This is a genomic window from Pseudomonas nitroreducens TX1 (assembly GCF_000313755.1).
GTDB lineage: Bacteria > Pseudomonadota > Gammaproteobacteria > Pseudomonadales > Pseudomonadaceae > Pseudomonas > Pseudomonas nitroreducens_A.
Genome location: NZ_AMZB01000119.1, coordinates 34506 through 54038, shown reverse-complemented (window position 1 = coordinate 54038; position 19533 = coordinate 34506). Strand labels below are relative to the sequence as shown.

The window sequence follows — 19533 nt, the reverse complement described above, 5'->3', positions numbered from 1 at the left end:
TTGCGACTACCCTTGATGCACTCTTCGCTTTCTCTCGAGGCTGCATCATGAGCAAGACGCACTGGATGATCTACGGCGCCAACGGCTACACCGGCCGATTGGTGGCCGAGCAGGCGCAGCGCGAGGGCCTGAAGCCGATTCTCGGCGGTCGCAACCCGGCCAGCCTGCATGCGCTGGGCAGCACGCTGGGGCTGGAATGCCGGGTCTTCGACCTGAACGACAGCGCCGCCGCCCTGGCTGCGCTGGAGGATGTCGGTGTGGTCGCCAACTGCGCCGGGCCCTTCTCCGCCACCGCCGCGCCAATGATCGAGGCGTGCATCGCCAGCGGCGCGCATTACGTGGATATCACCGGGGAGATTTCCGTCTTCGAATACGCGCACAGCCTCGACGAAGTAGCGCGCACGGCAGGCGTAGTGATCTGCCCCGGCGTCGGCTTCGACGTGATCCCCACTGACTGCATCGCCGCCTGCCTGAAGGAGGCAATGCCGGATGCCACGCATCTGGCGCTGGGCTTCGACAGCGGCAGCGGCCTGTCGCCGGGCACCGCCAAGACCACAGTGGAAGGTCTCAAGCTGGGCGGCAAGGTGCGCGAAGCCGGGCGCCTGCGCGACGTGCCGCTGGGCTATAAGCGGCGCGATATCGACTTCGGCCGCGGCCTCAAGCACGCGGTGACCATCCCCTGGGGCGACGTGGCGACGGCCTATTACTCCACCGGCATCGCCGATATCGAGGTCTACCTGCCGGTGCCGCCGGTCGCTGCCATCGGCATGCGGGTGATGGACAGCCTGCGCCCGCTGCTGGGCCGCGACCGCGTGCAGGACTGGCTCAAGGAGCAGGTGGACAAGCGCGTCCACGGCCCCGACGAATTGGCCCGCAGCAAACTGCGCACCTGGGTCTGGGGCGAAGTACGCAACGCCCGCGGCGAGCGCCGCACCGCGCGGCTGGAAACCGCCAACGGCTACGACGTGACCCTCCATGGCGTGCTGTTCGCCGTGCGCCACCTGCTGGCCAACCCGAACACCGTCGGTTACTTCACCCCGTCGAAACTCTTCGGCGCACGCTGCATCGAGCAGTTGCCCGGCAGCGGCAGCATCGTCATTCGCGGCTGATCGGCACCAGCAGACCCGGCGCCTTCGCCAGGAGGTGCCGGGTCAGCGCGGCGAGCAACTCGCCGCCGTTGCGCCAGTGGTGCCAGTAAAGAGGCACGTCGATCACCCGCCCCGGCAGCATGTCCACCAGCTCACCGCGCTCCAGCTCGCCGCTGACCTGCTGCTCGGGCACCAGGCCCCAGCCGAGGCCGCCGCTGGTCATGCGCACGAAGCCTTCGGAAGACGGGCACAGGTGATAGCTGAAGTGGCCGTCGACGCCGAGGTCCTTCAGGTAGCGGTGCTGTAGTTGATCATCCGGGCCGTAGACGATGGCCGGGGCGCGCACCAGCCCAGTCGGCGTCACGCCCCTGGGGAAATGCCGGGCGATAAATTCCGGGCTGGCCAGCCCGCGATAACGCATGGCGCCCAGCGGCTCGCAGCGGCCACCGGCCACCGGGCGCGCACTGGCGCAGACGCACCCGGCCACCTCGCCGGCGCGCATACGCTTGAGGCCAACCTCCTGGTCCTCGACCACGAGGTCCAGCAGCACATGGCGCTCGCCGCAGAAGTCGCCGACCGCCTGCGCCCACCAAGTCGCCAGGCTGTCGGCGTTCAACGCCAGACGCAGGCGCTCCGGCGCCGCACCGTCATCCAGCGCAGGAACCCACTGCTGCAGATCGCCCTCCAGCAGGCGCACCTGTTGCACATGGTTGAGCAGGCGCTGGCCCAGATCGGTCGGCTGCGGCCGCGCCGCGCGCACCAGCACCGGCTGGCCGACCCGAGCCTCAAGCAGCTTGATGCGCTGGGAAATCGCCGACTGCGACAGCCCCAGCACCTGGGCGCCACGCTCGAAACCGCCCTGCTCCACCACGGCGGCCAGGGCGGCGAGCAGCTTGTAATCGAACATGATGAATTTCCCTAATGAGATATCAGCAGTATTGGTTTTTCTTATACAGGCCAAAGCCGGACAATCGCCAGCATTCCCCTCCCGACAACCGCAATCGGCGCGCCGGCTCCTTCGCTTTCGCCGCCTGGAGACCCTCATGTGGCAGAGCTACCTTAACGGCGTGCTGGTCGCTGCCGGCCTGATCATCGCCATCGGCGCACAGAACGCCTTCGTCCTCGCCCAGAGTCTGCGCCGCGAGCATCACCTGTCGGTCGCCGCACTGTGCGTGCTGTGTGACGCCATCCTCGTCAGCGCCGGAGTCTTCGGCCTGGCCAAGATCCTCGCCGAGAACCCGACGCTGCTGGCCATCGCCCGCTGGGGTGGGGTCGCCTTTCTGAGCTGGTATGGCGTGAAGGCGCTGCGCCGGGCGATCGCCCCCGAGGCCATGGCCGACGCCACGCAGACCGGCCCGCGCTCGCGCCGCACCGTGCTGCTGGCCGCCCTGGCGGTGACCCTGCTCAACCCCCACGTGTACCTCGACACCGTGCTGCTGATCGGTTCCCTCGGCGCCCAGCAGGCGGCGCCCGGCGCCTACGCCATGGGCGCGGCCAGCGCCTCGCTGCTGTGGTTCTTCACCCTCGCCCTGGGCGCCGCCTGGCTGGCGCCGTGGCTTGCGCGGCCGGCGACCTGGCGCCTGGTGGACCTGATGGTCGCGGTGATGATGCTGGGCATGGCGGCGCAACTGGTCTTCGCCGGCTGAGAACGGCAGCCGGCGAAGCAATGCGAACGACGATCCGTCATCCGGGTCTGTGCATAGTGAATGCCGCGCTCCGACGCAGACCGCTGCGCAGGGCCTTTGCCCCTACAGTTGCTGCGTGGATATGCCACAGGTCGGGTGCTATGATCGGACCTTCGTGGCGCCGGCGGGCTCTGAGCCTGCCGGACGCAACTGGCGCGCTGCCGGCCCCCTGAGGGGCGAATTGCAGCTACGCCCGGATGCCGCGACAAACATCGAACCGGCCCCGTGTACCGGTCGCGCGCTCGTCGCGCTAGCCCAGACTGAGTGAGATAGGAGAGAGACCATGGCTTTCGAATTGCCGCCGCTGCCTTACGCGAAGAACGCCCTTGAGCCGCACATTTCCGCGGAAACCCTGGAATACCACCACGACAAGCACCACAACACCTACGTCGTGAACCTGAACAACCTGGTTCCGGGCACCGAGTTCGAAGGCAAGAGCCTGGAAGAGATCGTCAAGACTTCTTCCGGCGGCATCTTCAACAACGCCGCCCAGGTGTGGAACCACACCTTCTACTGGAACTGCCTGAGCCCCAACGGCGGTGGCCAGCCCACCGGCGCCCTGGCTGACGCCATCAACGCCGCCTTCGGTTCCTTCGACAAGTTCAAGGAAGAGTTCAGCAAGACCTCCATCGGCACCTTCGGCTCCGGCTGGGGCTGGCTGGTGAAGAAAGCCGACGGCTCCCTGGCCCTGGCCAGCACCATCGGCGCCGGCTGCCCGCTGACCAGCGGCGACACCCCGCTGCTGACCTGCGACGTCTGGGAACACGCCTATTACATCGACTACCGCAACCTGCGTCCGAAGTACGTCGAGGCGTTCTGGAACCTGGTCAACTGGGACTTCGTGGCCGAGCAGTTCGCTGCCTGATCGCACCCCGCTTGATGCGAAGAAACCCGGCCCTGCGCCGGGTTTTTTCGTCAGGGGCGCGTAACACCTGTGTGTCAGCTAACCTGAAAGGCCGGTACAGTCGCAAAACAGAACGATGGCCCTTTGACGTCATTGCGCCAATTGCCAATACTCAGGCCCAGTCGTTCGCCCTGGCGAGAAACAAGGAACGCCCTTGAAACTGGATCCCCGGCACAGCCTCTCCCTCAAGCTGCTGAGAATGGTATTGCTCGCGGCCCTCGTGGTCGGGGTGGTCCTCAGCTGTGCCCAGATCGTCTACGACGCCCACAAGGCGCGCCAGGCCGTGCACAACGACGCGCAGCGCATCCTGGCGATGGTCCGCGATCCGTCCACCCAGGCCGTCTACAGCCTCGACCGCGACATGGCGATGCAGGTTCTCGAAGGGCTGTTCCAGCATGAGGCCGTGCGCTATGCCGCCATCGGCCACCCCGACGAGCCCATGCTGGCGGAGAAATCCCGCCCGCTGCTGGATTCCCCCACCCGCTGGCTGACCGACCCGATCCTGGGCGCCGAGCAGAACTACGCCATTCGCCTGGCCGGGCGCGGCGGCTCCAACGAATACTACGGCGACCTGAAGATCACCCTCGACACCGCGCCCTACGGCGACGACTTCCTCGCCACCTCGGTGATCATCTTCATTTCCGGCATCCTGCGCGCCATGGCCCTGAGCCTGGTGCTGTTCATGGTCTACCACTGGGCGCTGACCAAGCCCCTGTCGAAGATCATCGAGCACCTTGCCTCGATCAATCCGGACCGCCCCAGCCAGCACAAGCTGCCGATGCCCGAGGGCCACGAGAAGGACGAACTGGGCCTGTGGGTGAACACCGCCAACCAATTGCTGGCCTCCATCGAGCGCAACGGTCACCTGCGCCGGGAAGCCGAAGACAGCCTGCTGCGCATCTCCCAGTACGACTTTCTCACCGGCCTGCCCAACCGCAAGCTGCTGCAACAGCGTCTGGACCAGATTCTCGAGGGCGCCTCGCGCCTGCAGCGCCGCGTCGCCGTGCTTTGCCTGGGCCTGGATGACTTCAAGGGCATCAACGAGCAGTACAGCTATCAGTTCGGCGACCAGTTGCTGATCGCCCTCGCCGACCGCCTGCGCACCCGCAGCGCTCACCTCGGCGCCCTGGCGCGGCTGGGCGGCGACCAGTTCGCCCTGGTCCAGGCCGATATCGAACAGCCCTACGAAGCGGCGGAACTGGCCCAGCAGATCCTCGATGATCTGGAAGCCCCCTTCGAGCTCGACCAGCACCTGGTGCACCTGCGCGCCACCATCGGCATCACCCTGTTCCCCGAGGACGGCGAGACCACCGAAAAATTGCTGCAGAAAGCCGAGCAGACCATGACCCTGGCCAAGAGCCGCTCACGCAACCGCTACCAGTTCTACATCGCCAGCGTCGACAGCGAGATGCGCCGCCGCCGCGAACTGGAGAAGGACCTGCGCGAAGCCCTGGCGCGCAACGAACTGCACCTGGTCTATCAACCGCAAGTGGACTACCGCGATCACCGAGTGGTCGGCGTCGAGGCGCTGCTGCGCTGGCAGCACCCGGCCCAGGGCTGGGTAGCGCCGGACCTGTTCATCCCGCTGGCGGAACAGAACGGCAGCATCTTCAGCATCGGCGAATGGGTGCTCGACCAGTCCTGCCGCCAATTGCGCGAATGGCACGACCAGGGCTTCGACGACCTGCGCCTGGCGGTCAACCTGTCCACCGTGCAGCTGCGCCACAACGCCCTGCCGCGGGTGGTCAGCAACCTCCTGCAGATGCACCGCCTGCCGCCGCGCTCGCTGGAACTGGAAGTCACCGAGACCGGCCTGATGGAGGACATCTCCACCGCCGCCCAGCACCTGCTCAGCCTGCGTCGCGCAGGCGCGCTGATCGCCATTGACGACTTCGGCACCGGCTACTCTTCGCTGAGCTACCTGAAGAGCCTGCCGCTGGACAAGATCAAGATCGACAAGAGTTTCGTCCAGGACCTGCTGCTGGACGACGACGACGCCACCATCGTTCGCGCCATCATCCAGCTCGGCAAGAGCCTGGGGATGCAGGTGATCGCCGAGGGCGTGGAGACGGTCGAGCAGGAGGCCTATATCATTGCCCAGGGCTGCCACGAAGGTCAGGGCTACCTCTACAGCAAGCCGCTGCCGGCGCGCGAGCTGACGCTTTACCTCAGGCAGGCCCGGCGCCTGGCCGAAGCGGCCGGCGGCAACCCCAATGGGTCCGTCGAGCGGCACTAACTCCCAATCTCCTCTTGAAACGCATGCCCTCTCCCTAACCCTCTCCCTGAAGGGAGAGGGGACCGTTCGGTGCAGGATGAAACCATGGCGCCCTCTGGCACGATCTGCTCCCTCTCCCTTCAGGGAGAGGGCGGGGGAGAGGGAGACCCCGGCACAGACTTTCAGAAGAAGACTGTGACTCCTACGAGCCAATCCCTCTTCTGCTGGCCATCCGCTGCCCTCTGACCAAACGGCGCCACCGATCTCTCTTTTCAAAAATGCAAATCTTTCGCATTATGTTGCAGATTTTCTTGCGCAGTCCTTTTTCGTGCGCCTCTTTTCCATGCAAAGGAACCCGTCATGACTCGTATGCCCTGGGCCACTGCCAGCCTGCTCGCCATCGCCATCTCCCTCGCCGGCTGCGGCGATGACAAGAAAGCCGAAGCCCCTGCCGCCGCGCAGGCGCCCAGCACCCAGAGCGCTGCACCGGCCGCCGCCAAGGTCGACGAGGCCGCGGTCAAGGCCGTGGTGAAGAACTACCTGGACATCGCCGAAGCCACCTACGGCGATGCCCTGACCACTGCCAAGGCCCTGCAGACCGCGGTCGACGCGCTGATCGCCAAGCCCAGCGAGGAAACCCTGAAGGCCGCCCGCGAAGCCTGGATCGCGTCCCGCCCGTCCTACTCGCAGAGCGAAGCCTTCCGCTTCGGCAACTCGATCATCGACGACTGGGAAGGCGCGGTTAACGCCTGGCCGCTGGACGAAGGCCTGATCGACTACGTCGCCAAGGACTACCAGCACGCCGAAGGCAACGCCGGTGCTTCCGCCAACATCATCGCCAACACCGAGATCCAGGTCGGCGAAGACAAGATCGACGTCAAGGAAATCACCGGCGAGAAGCTCAAGGGCCTGAACGAGCTGGGCGGTTCCGAAGCCAACGTCGCCACCGGCTACCACGCCATCGAATTCCTGCTGTGGGGCCAGGACCTGAACGGCACCAAGCCGGGCGCGGGCGACCGCAAGTACACCGACTACGCCCAGGGCAAGGACTGCACCAATGGTCATTGCGATCGTCGCGCCGCCTACCTGAAGGCCGCCACCGACCTGCTGGTGGCTGACCTGGAAGAAATGGTCGGCAACTTCAAGTCCGGCGTCGCCGACAACTATCGCGCCAAGGTCGAGGCCGACACCGCGCAGAACAACCTGCGTAAGATGTTCTTCGGCATGGGCTCCCTGTCCCTGGGTGAGCTGGCTGGCGAACGCATGAAGGTCGCGCTGGAAGCCAACTCCACCGAAGACGAGCACGACTGCTTCAGCGACAACACCCACAACACCCTGTTCTTCAACGCCAAGAGCATTCGCAACATCTACACCGGCGAATACAAGCGCACCGACGGTAGCATCGTGAAGGGCCCGAGCCTGTCCGACCTGGTCGCCAAGGTCGACGCCGCCGCCGACACCGAGCTGAAGAATGACCTGGCCAACACCGAAGCCAAGATGCAGGTCATCGTCGACCGTGCCGAGAAGGACGGTGTGCACTTCGACCAGATGATCGCCCCGGACGACAAGGACGATCAGCAGAAGATCCGCGACGCCATCGCCTCGCTGGTCAAGCAGACCGGCGCCATCGAGAAGGCCGCCACCGCGGTCGGCGTGCAGGACCTGAAGCCGGATAACGCCGATCACCAGTTCTGATCGACCGGTCCTCAAGGGTTGAAGGCGCTGCGGCTCCACGCCGCAGCGGCCTTGAATCCAAGACAAAGCCCCGCGCCGCGGGGCTTTGTCGTTTCTCGCCAGCAAACGATGTCGTTCGCGAATACAAATTTTTCATATTTGCATTTGACACCCCTGATACCATGGCGCGCTGCCATACACCGCTCTGGAACCCCGCAATGCTCCGCCGCCGTACCGTCCTGTGCCTCGTGCCGCTGCTGTCTGCCCTCACCCTTGCCGCGTGCAAGCCGGAGCCTTCCCAGCATGCCGTGGCCGAACCTGGCGAAGCGCTTTCCGGCGGTGCCACCACAGTGAAGCAGAGCGACCGCAACGCCTATTCCATGCCCTCGGGCAACCTCACGCCGAGCCGCCGACTGGACTTTGCCGTGGGCAACAGCTTCTTCCGCAACCCCTGGGTGATCGCGCCGAGCACCACCACCGCGCGCGACGGCCTCGGCCCGCTGTTCAACACCAACGCCTGCCAGAACTGCCACATCAAGGACGGCCGCGGCCATCCGCCGGAGCCCAATGACGTCAACGCCGTCTCCATGCTGGTGCGCCTGTCGATTCCTGCAGGCCCGGAGGATGCACGCACGCTCAAGCGCCTGGGCGTGGTGCCCGAACCGGTGTACGGCGGCCAGTTCCAGGACTCAGCCATCCCCGGCGTGGCGCCCGAAGGCAAGGTGCGGGTGGACTACGACCCGGTGCCGGTGACCTTCAAGGACGGCACCGTGGTCGAGCTGCGCAAACCCAGGCTGCGTATCAGCGACCTGGGCTACGGCCCGATGCACCCGGAAACGCTGTTCTCCGCTCGCGTCGCCCCGCCCATGATCGGCCTGGGCCTGCTGGAATCCATCAGCGAGGCGGACATCCTCGCCAACGCCGAGCAACAGGCCAAGGGCAGCGACGGCATCCGCGGCCGGCCGAACCGGGTCTGGGACGATGCGAAACAGCAGACCGTCCTCGGCCGCTTCGGCTGGAAGGCCGGGCAACCCGACGTCGCCCAGCAGAACGCCCACGCCTTTTCCGGCGACATGGGACTGACCAGCGACCTGCTGCCCAGTGATGACTGCACAAAAGCCCAAGTCGACTGCCTGAACGCCATCGACGGCGGCAAGCCGGAAGTCAGCCAGCACATCTTCAACCAGGTCGCCTTCTACGCGCGCAACCTCGCCGTACCGGCGCGCCGCAAGGTGGACGACCCGCAGGTGCTCACCGGCAAGGGGCTGTTCTTCGACAGCGGCTGCGCCAGCTGCCACACGCCCAAGTTCACCACCGGCGCCAGCGCCGCCGAGCCCGAGCTGGCCAACCAGGTCATCCGCCCCTACACCGACCTGCTGCTGCATGACATGGGCGAGGGACTGGCGGACAATCGCCCGGAATTTCTGGCCAGCGGCCGCGACTGGCGCACGGCGCCGCTGTGGGGCATCGGCCTGACCGAGACGGTCAACGGCCACACCCAGTTCCTGCATGACGGCCGCGCCCGCAACCTGCTCGAAGCCGTGCTCTGGCATGGCGGCGAAGCCGAAGCGGCCAAGCAACGCGTATTGAATTTCGACGCCCGGCAGCGCGATGCCCTGCTGGCGTTCCTGAACTCACTCTAAGGAGCCGAGCCCACCATGTTCCGCCCCCGACTGCTGATCACCAGCCTCGCCATCGCCCTGGGCGCCTGTTCGCCCACCGACCCGCAGGCCACTACCAGCGCCACGCTGGCCCAGCAGGTGATCCTGCCGACCTACAGCCGCTGGGTCGACGCCGACCGCGCGCTGGCCGCCAGTGCCCTCGCCTTTTGCCAGGGCAAGGAAGACCTGGCCAAGGCCCGCGCCGACTTCATGGCCGCACAGAAGGCCTGGGCCGAGCTGCAGCCGCTGCTGGTCGGCCCGCTGGCCGAGGGCAACCGCTCCTGGCAGGTGCAGTTCTGGCCGGACAAGAAGAACCTCGTGGCGCGCCAGGTGGAGCAACTGCTGAGCAGCGGCAACGCGATCTCCCCGGCGACCCTGGATAAGTCCAGCGTCGTGGTGCAGGGGCTGACCGCCTACGAATACATCCTTTTCGACGCGAAGATCGATCTGGCCAACGCCGAGACCAAGGCGCGCTACTGCCCGCTGCTGGAAGCCATCGGCGCGCATCAGCAAACCCTGGCCGAAAGCATCCTGGCGCAGTGGAAGCAGGACGGCGGCATGCTCGCCCAGCTCTCCAAGTTTCCCAACGAGCGCTACGCCGATGCCCACGAGGCCATCGCCGAGCTGCTGCGCGTGCAGGTCACCGCGCTGGACATGCTGAAGAAGAAGCTCGGCACCCCGCTGGGCCGCCAGAGCAAGGGCATCCCGCAGCCGTTCCAGGCCGAAGGCTGGCGCAGCGACGCCTCCCTGGCCAGCCTGGATTCCAGCCTGACCGGTGCCCAGGCGCTGTGGGACGGTACCGACAAGAAGGGTCTGCGCGCCCTGCTACCGGCCGAGCAGAAAGAGCTGGCCGGCAAGATCGATGCAGCCTACGCCGATGTTCACGGCAAGCTGAAGGCGATCAATCAACCGCTCAGCGAAATGCTCAAGGACGAAGCCGGCATCAAACAGCTGAACGAGCTGTACGACAGCCTCAACGTCGTCCATCGCCTGCACGAGAGCGACCTCGCCAAGGCCCTGGGTGTGCAGCTGGGCTTCAACGCCAACGACGGGGATTGATTCGATCGGCTGCGCGCCGCCTGGCGCCAGCGCGCAGGATCGATGAAATACCGAAAGTGATAGAGGTGAACGCCATGTTGCGACGTCACGTGATCGGCCTGGGCAGCCTGCTGCTCGGCGCCCTGACCTTCGGCGGCTGGACGCTGTCACGCAAGGGCAAGGAGCCCCTGGTGCTGTCCGCCCGTGACAACGCGGACGGCAAGCACTACGCCGTGGGCTATCGCCTGGACGGCAGCTGCGCCTTCGCCACCGAGGTCGGCCTGCGCTGCCACGACGTGGTGCAGCACCCCAGCCTGCCGCTGGCGCTGTTCGTCGCTCGCCGGCCGGGCCGGCAGAGCTACCTGATCGATCTCAACGATGGCCGCCTGCTGCAGACCGTCGATTCGCAGGCCGACCGGCATTTCTACGGCCATGGCGTGTGGCACAAGGACGGCGAGTGGCTCTACGCCACAGAGAATGACACCACAGATCCGGGGCGCGGACTGCTCGGCGTTTACCGCTTCGACGGCGAGCGCCTGAGCCACGCCGGCGAAGTCTCCACCCACGGCCTCGGCCCGCACCAGGTGTCCTGGATGCCCGATGGCGAGACCCTGGTGGTGGCCAACGGCGGCATTCGTACCGAAGCCGAAAGCCGCGTGGAGATGAACCTCGACGCCATGGAACCGAGCCTGGTGCTGATGCAGCGTGACGGCGCGCTGATCTCCAAGGAGACCCTGCCGCAGCAGATGAACAGCGTGCGCCACCTGGCCATCGCCGCGGACGGCACCATAGTCGCCGGCCAGCAGTACATGGGCGATGCTCATGATCGCGCCGACCTGCTCGCCATCAAGCGCCCCGGCCAGCCGTTCCAGCCCTTCCCGCTGGCCGATGAGCAACGTCTGGCAATGACCCAGTACACCGCCAGCGTCGCCGTGCATGACGAGCTGCGCCTGGTAGCGCTCACCGCTCCGCGCGGCAACCGCTTCTTCATCTGGAACCTGGATACCGGTGCCGTTCGACTGGACGCACCGCTGCCCGACTGCGCCGGTGTCGGTGCGGTGAAGGACGGCTTCGTCGTCACCTCCGGCCAGGGCCGCTGCCGCGTCTACGACTGCCGTAGCGAACGCATCGCCGGCACCCCGCTGGACCTGCCCCCGGCCTTCTGGGACAACCACCTGCACCTGGTGTGAAGCATTCGCCGGTGGCACGCCGGCATTTCCGTACAGGAGCGGGCTTCGCGCAAACCGTAGGGCGCAAAAGGCGGAACGCTTTGTCCGCCGCCAGACCGTCGGCGGATAACGCTTGGGCCGTTAATGTGCCCTACTCGGCTACCTTCTTCTGAAAACTCGTGCCTGGGCTTCCCTCTCCCCCGCCCTCTCCCTGAAGGGAGAGGGCGCTATCCGTGCGGCTGACACTTTGGCTTCAGCCGGCACCGAACCAGTCCCCTCTCCCTTCAGGGAGAGGGTTAGGGAGAGGGCGAGATCCAAGGCACGGATTTTCAGAAGAAAACAGTTGCTCCTGCACCGTCCCATGGCATCCAGCCAGAACGCCCGTCCCAGACCGCCCCGCCCCCCTACCACTCGTCTCCCTGGACTCAGGAAGACAGCCACCCGGCCGATGCAAAGGCTGACCGATTCCCACCCTGCGTCTTAGAGGCGTAAACACGATGTCCCCCAACACTTCCCTGCGTACCCAGATCCTGTCGCTGCTGGGCGGTAGCCTGCTGCTCGTGCTGCTGATCGCCCTTGCCTGCTTCCACTTCCTTTCCGGCAGCGTCAGCGCCTACCAGCGCCTGCTGGACGGCCCGCTGCAATCCTCGCAACTGGTCGACCAGGCCAACCTGGCCTTCAAGGCCCAGGTGCAGGAATGGAAGAACGTCCTCCTGCGCGGTCAGCAGCCTGCCGACCTGAACAAATACTGGAGCCAGTTCGAGGAACAGGAACGCGCCGTGCAGGACGTGCTAGGCCGACTGGAGCAGAACGCAGCCGACGATGCGCAGCTCAAGGCCCAGGTCACCCGCCTGCGCGACGAGCACCGCCAGCTCGGCCAGGCCTACCGCAAGGGCCGCGACGCCTATGTCGCCGCCGGCAGCGACCCGCGTGCCGGTGACGCCGCCGTCAAAGGCATCGACCGCGCCGCCAGCGAACAGATGGCCGCCCTGGTGGAGAGCCTGCACCACGATGCCGTCGAGCAGGCCAAGAGCATCTCCGCCAGCGCCGACAGCACCGTCCTCAGCGGCACCCTGGTCCTGCTGATCTCGGGCGTTGCATTGGCCCTGCTCAGCCTGTGGCTGGTCAACCGCAACCTGATCGGTCCGATCGCCCGCCTGATCGAGCACATCGCCCAGCTCAGCGAAGGTAATTTCGGCGAGCGCGTCGATGCCAGCCGCCGCGACGAACTGGGCCGCCTGGCCCGCGCCGCCAACACCCTGCGCGACTTCCTGGCCGAGACCTTCACCCGTCTCAAACACAGCACCACCGAGCTGGACACCGCCAGCGGCGAGCTGAACGCCATCGCTACCCTGATGGCCGAAGGCACCCGCGAGCAGTTCTCGCGCACCGACCAGGTGGCCACGGCGATGCACGAGATGTCCGCCACCGCCCAGGAAGTCGCACGCCACGCTTCCGACGCCGCGCGTGCCGCCGACGATGCCGACCAACACGCCCAGGAAGGCGGCGAAGTGATGAAGACCACCATCGTCACCATTACCGAGATGAGCAGCGAGATTGCCAATACCGCCGAGGTCATCCGTCGTCTGGAAAGCGACAGCGGCCGCATCGGCAAGGTGCTGGAAGTGATTCGCGGCATTGCCGACCAGACCAACCTGCTGGCGCTCAACGCCGCCATCGAAGCCGCCCGCGCCGGTGAGGCCGGCCGTGGTTTCGCCGTGGTCGCCGATGAGGTCCGCACCCTGGCCCAACGCACCGCCGAGTCCACCGCCGAGATCCACCAGATCATCGACACCGTGCAGACCGGCTCGGTGAACGCCCTGCGCGCCATCGAGAACGGCCAGACCCGCAGCGAACAGGGTGTGGAGCGCGTCACCCAGGCCGGCGAAGTGCTGCGTAGCATCACCCTGGCAGTGGAAGCGATCCGCGACATGAACCGCCAGATCGCCACCGCCGCAGAGGAACAGACCTCGGTCGCCGAGGACATCTCGCGCAACCTCACCGAGATCACCGCCATCGGCGCCACCAACGAGGAAAACGTGGTGCGCACCCAGGGCGCCAGCCGCCATCTGCACGGTCTCTCCGGCGAACTGGCGGACGTCACCCGCAAGCTGAGCGCCTGATCCTTCCCAGCCACACGGACGTGGCCCGCCTTCCCGCAGATTCCGCCGCACCGATCCCGCGCAGAGCTTCCGCGACAATCTGGTTTTTCGAGCGAAACCTCTTGTAATCGCAGCCCTTTGACTCGCCGTCGATTCAGGCATAAGGTGCGCAATTCCGCCCCGCAATGGGGCGTCCCCGTATCGGCTTCAGAGCCTGATCGACATCTGCGCGAACGGAAGGCCGTCCCGGCAAATACCGGACGAGCGATCGCGCCCGATTGCTGCCAGGCACGTACCAAGGAACAGGAAGATGTTGCGCCGCATGCTGATCATGCTGGGCGTAGTTGCCGTCATCGTTGCGGTGCTCGCCGGCTCGAAATACCTCTCCATCAAGAAACAGATCGCCATGTTCTCGGCGCCCCGTCCGCCGGTGAGCGTGAACGCCACCAAAGCCGAAGAACGCGACTGGCAGAGCCGCCTGCAGGCCATCGGCACCCTGCGCGCCATCCAGGGCGTGACCCTGACCGCCGAAGTCTCCGGTACCGTCAGCGCGGTGCAGTTCGTCTCCGGCGACAAGGTCAAGGTCGGGCAGCCGGTGGTGCAGCTCGAATCCGACGTCGAGCAGGCCACCCTGCGCACCGCCGAGGCGGACCTCGGGCTGGCCCAGGTCGAGTACGAGCGCGGCAAGAGCCTGGTGGGCCGACAGGCCATTTCCAAGAGCGAGTACGACCGCCTCGCCGCCCAGCTGAACCGCTCCACCGCCACCGTCGCGCAGCTCAAGGCGAGCCTGGACAAGAAGCGCATCCTCGCGCCCTTCTCCGGCACCATCGGCATCCGCCAGGTGGACGTCGGCGACTACGTGTCCCCCGGCACCGAGATCGTCACCCTCCAGGATCTCTCGACGCTGCAGGTGGACTTCTTCCTGCCCGAGCAGGACTTCCCGCTGCTGGGGCGCGGGCAGAAAGTGGTGGTGCGGGTGGCGGCCTATCCGGGCCAGAGCTTCGACGCGCAGATCGACGCCATCAGCCCGCGCGTGGACAACCAGACGCGCAACCTGCTGGTCCGCGCCAGCATGGCCAACCCCGACGGCAAGCTGCTGCCGGGCATGTTCGCCAACCTCGAAGTCCAGTTGCCGGACAGTGCCCCGCGCGTCGTGGTCCCCGAGACCGCCGTGGCCTTCACCCTGTATGGCAACTCGGTGTACGTGGTGGTGCCGCATAAGCCGAAGGACGGCGAAAAGACGGAAGACGCCAAGGCCGACGACCAGGCACCGAAGCTGGACGTCGAACGCCGCTTCGTGAAAACCGGCGAACGCCGCGAAGGCAGCGTGGTGATCCTCGAGGGCCTGAAGCCCGGCGAGGAAGTGGTGACTTCCGGCCAGCTCAAGCTGGACAACGGCACCGCCGTCGCCATCGTCAAGGACCCCCAGTAACGCACAGCAGTGCCTTTGCCCCACCGGCGAAGGCAGCCAGAGACAACCGCTCTGCCCGGATTTCGCGAGCTAGAGCCAGGCAAGGCGGAGGGGCACGGCGAAAGCGGAGTTGGCTGCAGCCAATGAGCATTTCGACGTGCCCCTCCAACGCCGCATGGCCGACGCGCAGCAAATCCAACCAGGAAGGATTGAGCTATGTTCACCGATCCCTTTATTCGTCGCCCCGTGCTGGCGACCGTGGTCAGCCTGCTGATCGTCCTGCTCGGCATGCAGGCCTTCAGCAAGCTGGTGATCCGCGAATATCCGCAGATGGAAAACGCGCTGATCACCGTCACCACCTTCTATGCCGGCGCCAACGCCGAAACCATCCAGGGCTACATCACCCAGCCGCTGCAGCAGAGCCTCGCCAGCGCCGAAGGCATCGACTACATGACCTCGGTGAGCCGGCAGAACTACTCGGTGATCTCGATCTATGCGCACATCGGCGCCAACACCGATCGCCTGGTCACCGAGCTGCTGTCGAAGATCGGCGAGGTGAAGACCCAGCTGCCGCCCGACGCCGAGGACCCGGTGCTGGACAAGGAAGCCGCCGACGCCTCGGCGCTGATGTACATCAGCTTCTTCAGCGAGCAGATGAACAACCCGCAGATCACCGACTACCTCTCGCGGGTGATCCAGCCCAAGCTCGCCACGCTGCCGGGCATCGCCGAGGCGGAGATCCTCGGCAACCAGGTGTTCGCCATGCGCCTTTGGCTGGACCCGGTGAAGATGGCCGCCTACGGCGTCACCGCCGGCGACGTGGCCAGTGCGGTGCGCGAGTACAACTTCCTCTCCGCCGCCGGCGAGGTGAAGGGCGAGATGGTGGTCACCTCGGTGAACGCCTCCACCGACCTGAAATCCCCGGAAGCCTTCGCCGCCATCCCGTTGAAGACCGTCGGTGATCGCCGCGTGCTGATGGGCGACGTGGCGCGCGTCGAACTGGGCGCCGCCAGCTACGACGCGGTCAGCTCGTTCAACGGCATCCCCTCGGTGTACATCGGCATCAAGGGCACGCCCAGCTCCAACCCGCTGGATGTGATCAAGGAAGTCCGCGCCAAGATGCCGGAGCTGGAAGAGCAACTGCCGCCGGGCCTGAAAGTCTCCATCGCCTACGACGCCACGCGCTTCATCCAGGCCTCCATCGACGAAGTGGTGAAGACACTGGGCGAGGCGATCCTGATCGTCATCGTGGTGGTGTTCCTGTTCCTCGGCGCGCTGCGCTCGGTGATCATCCCGGTGGTGACCATCCCGCTTTCGATGATCGGCGTGCTGTTCTTCATGCAGATGATGGGCTACTCGATCAACCTGCTGACGCTGCTGGCCATGGTGCTCGCCATCGGGCTGGTGGTGGACGACGCCATCGTGGTGGTGGAGAACATCCACCGCCACATCGAGGAGGGCAAGTCGCCGTTCCAGGGCGCCATCGAGGGCGCGCGTGAAATCGCCGTGCCGGTAGTGACCATGACCATCACCCTGGCCGCCGTGTACGCACCCATCGGCTTCCTCAGCGGCCTCACCGGCGCGCTGTTCAAGGAGTTCGCCTTCACCCTGGCCGGCGCGGTGATCATCTCCGGCATCGTCGCCCTCACCCTGTCGCCGATGATGTGCTCGCGCCTGCTGCGCCACGACGAGAATCCCAGCGGCCTGGCCCATCGCCTGGACCTGATCTTCGAGGGCCTGAAGGTCCGCTACCAGCGTGCCCTGCACGGCACGCTGAACAGCCGTCCGGTGGTGATCGTCTTCGCCCTGCTGGTGCTGGCGATCATCCCGCTGCTGATGATGTTCACCCATAAGGAACTGGCGCCGGAGGAGGACCAGGGCATCGTCTTTCTCATGGCCAACGCGCCGCAGACCGCGAACCTGGATTACCTGTCGAAGTACACCGCCGAGTTCGAGGGCATCTTCCGCAAGTTCCCCGAGTACTATTCGGCGTTCCAGATCAACGGCTACAACGGCGTGCAGACCGGCATTGGCGGCATGCTGCTCAAGCCCTGGGACGAGCGCGAGCGCAGCCAGATGGAACTGCTGCACGCGGTACAGAGCGAGCTGGACAAGATTCCCGGCCTGCAGATCTTCGGCTTCAACCTGCCGTCGCTACCGGGCACCGGCGAGGGCCTGCCCTTCCAGTTCGTGATCAACACCGCCAGCGACTACCAGTCCCTGCTGCAGGTGGCCGAGCGGGTCAAGAAGCGCGCGGAAGAGTCGGGCAAGTTCGCCTTCCTCGACCTCGACCTGGCCTTCGACAAGCCCGAGCTGGTGGTGGATATCGACCGCGCCAAGGCCGCGCAGATGGGCGTGTCCATGCAGGACCTGGGCGTGTCGCTCGGCGCGCTGCTGGGTGAGGGCGAGATCAACCGCTTCACCATCGATGGGCGCAGCTACAAGGTGATTGCCCAGGTCGAGCGCGCCTATCGTGACAACCCGGGCTGGCTGAACAACTACTACGTGAAGAGCCAGAGCGGCCAGCTGATCTCGCTGTCCACCCTGGTGACCTTCCACGAGCGCGCGCGCCCGCGCCAGCTCAACCAGTTCCAGCAGCTCAACTCGGCGATCATCTCCGGTGTGCCGATGGTCAGCATGGGCGAGGCCATCGAAACGGTGCACGGTATCGCCGAACAGGAATCGCCGCGCGGCTTCTCCTTCGACTATGCCGGCGCCTCGCGGCAGTTCGTGCAGGAGGGCAGCGCGCTGATGATCACCTTCGCCCTCGCGCTGGCAGTGATCTTCCTGGTGCTGGCGGCGCAGTTCGAGAGCTTCCGCGATCCTCTGGTGATCATGGTCACCGTGCCGCTGTCGATCTGCGGCGCGCTGATCCCGCTGTTCCTCGGCCTGTCGAGCCTGAACATCTACACCCAGGTGGGACTCGTGACGCTGATCGGCCTGATCAGCAAGCACGGCATCCTCATCGTCGAGTTCGCCAACCAGCTGCGCCAGGAGCGCGGGCTGTCGGTGCGCGAGGCAGTGGAGGAAGCCGCGGCCATCCGCCTGCGCCCGGTGCTGATGACCACCGCCGCCATGGTGCTCGGCGTGATCCCGCTGCTGCTCGCCACCGGCGCCGGCGCGGTGAGCCGCTTCGACATCGGCGTGGTGATCGCCACCGGCATGAGCGTCGGCACGCTGTTCACCCTGTTCGTGCTGCCCTGCGTGTACACGCTGCTGGCCAAACCGGACAAGAAGCCGGCCGAAGAGACCGCGCCGGCCACGGCGCATTGAAGAAAAAAGCCCCGCACCTGCGGGGCTTTTTTCTGGCACCTGCGATTCATCCGCAGGGCGCATGACAGCACAACTCCGACACGATGCCCCTTGCAGGAGCGAGCAAGCTCGCTCCTGCGAAAAACGGTCACGATGGGGGGAGGGAAAACGCCACCAGCCGATACCCCTGGGCAGTCCGGATGAAATCGAAGCTGGCGTGCTTGCCCGGCTCGAACGAGCCTTGCTGCCAATGCTCCATGGCCGAGACCTTGGGCGTGCTCCACTGGGCGAATTCGCCGCAGCCGTCGAAGTACTGCGGGTCGCGCTCGGCATCGAAGGGCCAGCCCATGTCGTCCTGGCGTACCCCGTAGTTTGCCGAGGCACGCAGGACTTCCAGCCGCGCACGCAGCTGCGCACCGTGCTCACGCAGCGCGTCATCTACCGCAGCGGTTTTCCAGTCATCCAGCGGCTCACCGCCCTGCCCGCTCCACAGCTGTGGATAACTGTGCGCCTTGAGCGAGGCATCATCGAGGTGTGCAAGGAACTCATCCTTGAACCAGATAGCAAAGTCCTTCTCGATGTCGACGAAGCTGAGATAGCGCCCATCGACGCCCTTGAACGACACGCGGCGCGGGTCGCTCGCAGGCTGGTCGCTTACCTGCATCGAGAACCAGTCCAGCGCGGCGGCGCGGCTGCTGTCGAAGCGCTCCACCAGCGTCCTGCCGTGGCGGTCGAGCAACACCTCCGTACCGCCGCTCCAGCCCTTGTGCTCGCACCGTTCCAGGCTCACGCCCGGATCGGCGCAGGTGCGGGTTGCGCCTTCGAGTGCCACGACCATGCCGTTGCGCATCGCCGTCGCGTCGCTCAGCTCGGCGGCGATCAACAGCTCGCCGTTGCCGTCGAGAAAGCCGACCGTGTCATGCTGGCGGTCGCGGAAGCGGATGCTGTTCTCGCTCTCGCAGACCGGTGCGTTGTCGAAGAAGTACAGGGAATCCGGCGCGACCTCGCGGCCGTCGCGTAGCAGGTAGTAGCTGCGATAGCCGTCTGCACCTTCCTCGCCGGTGGCGATGATGTGCTCGAAGCGCCGGGCCAGGGTGAACATCGGGCTGAGTTTCGGCTCAATCCTCACCGCGCCCTGCGCATCCTTGAATCCGATCAATTGGTTCTGTGTGAACGCCACCCACGGCTCATCCGCCGCGGCCGAAACGCTCAGCGCCAGCGCACCGAGGGCCAGCAGCCATGAACCTATCGCCTTCCCTTCCATGCCGGAAACCTCCATTCGAATCCAAGTGCCGCCGCATTGTGCCACGCATAAACGAAAAGCCCCCGCGCAT

At 66.0% G+C, this 19533-nt stretch carries 13 protein-coding genes; 11 read left to right on the top strand and 2 right to left on the bottom strand.

The window, feature by feature from the left end; translation table 11 throughout:
* Positions 1-47: 47 nt before the first annotated feature.
* On the top strand, positions 48-1109 hold the full coding sequence (locus C167_RS0117890; protein ID WP_017519662.1) for a saccharopine dehydrogenase family protein: 1062 nt from the start codon (positions 48-50) through the stop codon (positions 1107-1109).
* On the opposite strand, the gene C167_RS0117885 is transcribed toward C167_RS0117890, so the two are convergent.
* Positions 1096-1995, bottom strand: a complete 900-nt coding sequence (locus C167_RS0117885; RefSeq protein ID WP_017519661.1) for a LysR family transcriptional regulator ArgP — start codon at positions 1993-1995, stop codon at positions 1096-1098. The two genes, C167_RS0117890 and C167_RS0117885, sit on opposite strands and share 14 nt — an antisense overlap.
* Positions 1996-2131: 136 nt before the next feature.
* Between C167_RS0117885 and C167_RS0117880 the strand changes: the two genes are divergently transcribed.
* The 10 genes from C167_RS0117880 (at position 2132) to C167_RS0117835 (ending at position 18220) form a co-directional block, all read left to right on the top strand.
* The gene (locus C167_RS0117880; protein WP_017519660.1) at positions 2132-2734 is read left to right on the top strand and encodes a LysE/ArgO family amino acid transporter; all 603 of its coding nucleotides are present in this window, start codon (positions 2132-2134) and stop codon (positions 2732-2734) included.
* A gap of 322 nt (positions 2735-3056) precedes the next feature.
* Positions 3057-3638 carry a superoxide dismutase [Fe] gene (sodB, locus tag C167_RS0117875; RefSeq protein WP_017519659.1) on the top strand — a complete coding sequence of 194 codons (582 nt, stop codon included), beginning with the start codon at positions 3057-3059 and terminating at the stop codon, positions 3636-3638.
* 193 nt (positions 3639-3831) lie between these two features.
* Positions 3832-5913, top strand: coding sequence for a putative bifunctional diguanylate cyclase/phosphodiesterase (locus C167_RS0117870; RefSeq protein ID WP_017519658.1), 2082 nt, complete (start codon positions 3832-3834; stop codon positions 5911-5913).
* A 339-nt stretch (positions 5914-6252) separates the two neighbouring features.
* The gene (locus C167_RS0117865; protein ID WP_017519657.1) at positions 6253-7587 is read left to right on the top strand and encodes an imelysin family protein; all 1335 of its coding nucleotides are present in this window, start codon (positions 6253-6255) and stop codon (positions 7585-7587) included.
* Between the two features lie 197 nt (positions 7588-7784).
* Positions 7785-9209, top strand: coding sequence for a di-heme oxidoredictase family protein (locus C167_RS0117860; protein WP_017519656.1), 1425 nt, complete (start codon positions 7785-7787; stop codon positions 9207-9209).
* A gap of 15 nt (positions 9210-9224) precedes the next feature.
* Positions 9225-10286 (top strand): imelysin family protein, encoded by a 1062-nt coding sequence (locus C167_RS0117855; protein WP_017519655.1) that lies wholly within the window; start codon positions 9225-9227, stop codon positions 10284-10286.
* A gap of 74 nt (positions 10287-10360) precedes the next feature.
* Positions 10361-11455 carry a DUF1513 domain-containing protein gene (locus C167_RS0117850; RefSeq protein WP_017519654.1) on the top strand — a complete coding sequence of 365 codons (1095 nt, stop codon included), beginning with the start codon at positions 10361-10363 and terminating at the stop codon, positions 11453-11455.
* Between the two features lie 476 nt (positions 11456-11931).
* Positions 11932-13557 carry a methyl-accepting chemotaxis protein gene (locus C167_RS0117845; protein WP_017519653.1) on the top strand — a complete coding sequence of 542 codons (1626 nt, stop codon included), beginning with the start codon at positions 11932-11934 and terminating at the stop codon, positions 13555-13557.
* 289 nt (positions 13558-13846) lie between these two features.
* Positions 13847-14968, top strand: a complete 1122-nt coding sequence (locus C167_RS0117840) for an efflux RND transporter periplasmic adaptor subunit (RefSeq protein ID WP_017519652.1) — start codon at positions 13847-13849, stop codon at positions 14966-14968.
* 195 nt (positions 14969-15163) lie between these two features.
* Complete coding sequence (locus C167_RS0117835) at positions 15164-18220, top strand: multidrug efflux RND transporter permease subunit (protein WP_017519651.1); 3057 nt, start codon at positions 15164-15166, stop codon at positions 18218-18220.
* Between the two features lie 127 nt (positions 18221-18347).
* On the opposite strand, the gene C167_RS0117830 is transcribed toward C167_RS0117835, so the two are convergent.
* On the bottom strand, positions 18348-19463 hold the full coding sequence (locus C167_RS0117830; RefSeq protein WP_017519650.1) for a hypothetical protein: 1116 nt from the start codon (positions 19461-19463) through the stop codon (positions 18348-18350).
* Positions 19464-19533: the final 70 nt, after the last annotated feature.